The following is a 3,320-nucleotide window of genomic DNA, read 5'->3' as shown; positions in this document are numbered from 1 at the left end:
CGCGCCGGGGGCCTGGAGGCACCCGACGCCACCGACTGGCACGCGGCGGCCCCCGCCGCGCTGCAGGCGCTGCTGCTCGCGGCCAGCCTGCTGGGGCTGCTGAGCCTGGTCCCGGCCGCGGAGGCCGCGGGGCTGGTGGTGGCGGGCGTGGCGGGAGCCGTCGTGGCGGATCCGGCCATCGTGGTGCTGCGCTCGCGGATGCGCCGGTCGGCCGCGCGCCTCCACGTCATCTCCGCCGCGGCCCGGCGGGCGCGGCGCGCGGCGGTCGGCACGGCCCTGGCCACCGCCGCCACCGCCGCCGTAGTGGCGGCCCTGGTGGTCGTCTCGCGGCCGGGGGCGCAGCCCGGCTGGACGGTCGACGCGGCGGTCGCGGCGGCCTTCACCGCTGCGGCGACGGCCTCCGCGGCGCTCAACGCCTTCGGCGCCCCGTGGCGTGCGGTCCTGGCGAGCGCCCTGGTGGCGGCCAGCACCGGCGTGGCGCTGGTGTCGGGGCTGGACGCCTTCGCCGTCGCCGTGGTCCCCGCCCTCCTCGGCGCGGTCGCGCTCGTCGCCCACCGCGTCTCCGACCCCCGCGTGGCGGCGTGAGCCAGGCGCGGCTCGCGCCGCCCTGGTACGTCCACCCGGCGGAGGACCCGCAGGCGTGGCAGGAGCTGGCGCACCTCCAGCCGCGGCCCTCGTTCGTGGTGGTCAACGTCCACGACGGGCCGGGCGACGAGGACGACCCGTGGTACCCGGAGGCGGTGGCCCTCCTGCGCAGCGTGCGGGTGCTGGGCTACGTGGACGTCGACTACGGCCACCGCCCTCCGGCCCAGGTGCTCGAGGACGTGCGGGCCTGGGTGCACCGCTACCGCGTCGGCGGGGTGATGTTCGACCGCTTCCCGTCCGACTTCGCCGGCGCCGTGCACCTCCAGCCCCTGGTCCAGCGCGTGCGCGACGAGGGTGCCGGGCTCGTGGTGGGCAACCCCGGTGTGGTGCCCCACCCGGCCCACCTGGCCCTGCTCGACGTCACCGGCGTGTTCGAGGGCGACGCGGCCGCCTACGCCGAGCACCAGCCGCCGGCCTGGCTGGCCCGCATGCCGCGCCGCAAGGTCTGGCACCTCGTGCACGGGTGCCCCCCGGAGCAGATCGCGGCCACCACGGCGCGCGCCGGGGAGCTCGGGGCGGGGCACGCCTTCGTGACCGACCGCACCATGCCCCACCCCTGGGGCGGCTTCCCCGGGGCCCGCACGGGGGCGCGGGCGCTGCTGTGACGCCGCCCCGGCAGCAGGGCCGGCGGGTGGTCCGGAGGAGGGGAGGGCCCGTGGGCGTCCTCGGGGTGGCGGTGCTGGTGCTGGCGGCCGTGACCGGGTGCGGCTCGGGCGGGCGCGGCGGCTCGGAGCCGGCGTCGCCGGCTCCGTCGGCCTCCCGCTCGTCCGGACAGCCCTCGCCGTCGCCGTCGCCGTCGGAGTCGCTGGCCTCGCCGTCGTCCTCAGCTCCCACCGGTGGCGGCGGGGCGAGCACCTCGCCGCCCCCCGCGGCGTCTCCCCCGCCCGTCGACCCGCCCGCCGCCCCGCCGAGCGGGGACGCCCTCTGGCGCCCCGCCCCCGGCACCACGTGGCAGTACCAGCTCGACGAGCGGCTCGACCTGTCGGTGGACGCCGAGGTCTACGACGTCGACGGGGAGGAGACCAGCGCCGCGCAGGTGGCGGAGCTGCACCGCCTCGGGCGCCGGGCGGTCTGCTACGTCAACGCCGGCGCGTACGAGGAGTGGCGACCCGACGCCGGGCGGTTCCCCGACGACGTCCTCGGCGAACCGCTCGACGACTGGCCGGGCGAGCGCTGGCTCGACGTGCGGCGGACCGACGTCCTGCTGCCCCTGCTGGCAGCGCGCCTGGACCGCTGCCGCGACAAGGGCTTCGACGGGGTCGAGTTCGACAACGTCGACGGGTGGGCCAACGAGACCGGGTTCCCGCTCACCGCGGACGACCAGCTGCGGTTCAACACGGCGCTCGCCGGCCTGGCCCACGAGCGCAGCCTCGCCGCGGGCCTCAAGAACGACGTCGAGCAGGTCGCCGACCTGGAGCCGGTGTTCGACTTCGCGGTGAACGAGGAGTGCCTGCGCTACGACGAGTGCGGGGCCTACGCCGCCTTCACGGCGGCCGGCAAGGCGGTCTTCCACGTCGAGTACGAGCCCCTCTCGACGAAGAGCTGCGAGGGTGCGGTCGTAGCGGGCCTGAGCACGATCGTCAAGACTGCCGATCTGGGGCCGCAGCGTGTTGGATGTGCTCGTGGCGGGAGCTCTCACGGGGGCGGGTGACCTGGCCGGGCGCACTGGGGCGCTGGCGGCCGCCGTCCTCGTGCGCCCGGACGGCCAGGTGGAGCTGCGCGAGGTCGGCGACGCGCTCGACGCGCTGCTCGGCCGCGCCCTCGACCCGGTGGGCACGCTGCTGGCGGCTGCGCTGGAGCCGGCGGACGCCGCCACGCTCACCGCCGCCGCCCTCGACCTGCTGGACCCCGGCGTCGAGTGCGTCAGCGCCCAGGCGCGGGTGGCCGGGCGCCCGGACCCCCTGTGGTGGCACCTGTGCTCCGACGGCTCCGCCACCACCCCCGGTGCCGCCCGCAGCGCGGTGCTGCGCGTGCAGCCCGCCCCCGGCGACGACCGCCCGGGAGCCACGCGCTGGGCCGTCGCCGTCCTGCGCGTGCGCCCCAGCGCGACCGGCGCCGGTGACGCGGTCCTGGGGAGCGGCGCCCTCGGACGGGCCGTGCGCGGGGTGCTGCGCGACGCGGACGCCGTGGTCCCGCTCGGCCCCGGGCAGCTGGCGGTCGTCGTCGAGGACCCGCCCGAGGTCGCCGTGCAGGCGGTGGCGCTGCGCCTGGTGCGGGCCGTGCTGGCGCAGCCGGGGCTGGAGGCCTCCGCCGCCGTCCTCAGCCTGACCTCTCGGGGCCTGCAGCCGGAGCAGGCCCTCGACCGGGTGCTCGCCGCCGTCCCGGAGCCGTCCTCGCGCGGCGAGGTGCACCTGCTCGACCCGACCGCGGCCGCCCCGGCTCCGGTCACCCCGGCTCCGGTCGCCGCGCCTCCGATCGCCCCGCGGCGGATCGCCCCGCGGCGGATCGCCACGGCGCCGCGCGCGCCCAAGGTGCCCCGCCGGAGGGCCCCGTGACGCTCGTCCGCCCCCACGACGCCTGGGGCGCCCCCGCGCTGCACCACGACCTCCGCCACCAGCTGGCCACGGTGCGCCTGCTGCTCGCCGCCGCCACGGGCAGCGGGGGCGGGCCTCCCGGAGAGGTCGACCGGCTGCTCGCCACGGCCACCGCGGAGCTCGACCAGGCGGTCGCGCTCG

Annotated in this window: 4 protein-coding genes and 1 pseudogene; all 5 read left to right on the top strand. The window is 78.7% G+C overall.

All coding sequences use genetic code 11. From position 1 onward, the window contains the following. Positions 1-585 (top strand): annotated as a pseudogene (locus tag AC5FZL_RS16045) (hypothetical protein); the annotation flags it as partial. After that, complete coding sequence (locus tag AC5FZL_RS16040; RefSeq protein ID WP_493619881.1) at positions 582-1,250, top strand: spherulation-specific family 4 protein; 669 nt, start codon at positions 582-584, stop codon at positions 1,248-1,250. The pseudogene AC5FZL_RS16045 and the gene AC5FZL_RS16040, both read left to right, overlap by 4 nt. Positions 1,251-1,300: 50 nt before the next feature. Beyond that, complete coding sequence (locus AC5FZL_RS16035; protein ID WP_493619880.1) at positions 1,301-2,296, top strand: endo alpha-1,4 polygalactosaminidase; 996 nt, start codon at positions 1,301-1,303, stop codon at positions 2,294-2,296. Then, positions 2,268-3,140 (top strand): hypothetical protein, encoded by an 873-nt coding sequence (locus tag AC5FZL_RS16030; RefSeq protein ID WP_493619879.1) that lies wholly within the window; start codon positions 2,268-2,270, stop codon positions 3,138-3,140. Before AC5FZL_RS16035 ends, AC5FZL_RS16030 begins: the two co-directional genes overlap by 29 nt. Then, on the top strand, positions 3,137-3,320 hold a 184-nt coding region (locus tag AC5FZL_RS16025), incomplete at its 3' end, for a hypothetical protein (RefSeq protein ID WP_493619878.1). The genes AC5FZL_RS16030 and AC5FZL_RS16025, both read left to right, overlap by 4 nt.

This window comes from Quadrisphaera sp. DVD1, from assembly GCF_058932755.1.
Note: the sequence above shows the minus strand (reverse complement) of the source record. Positions and strands in the feature narration are given on the sequence as shown.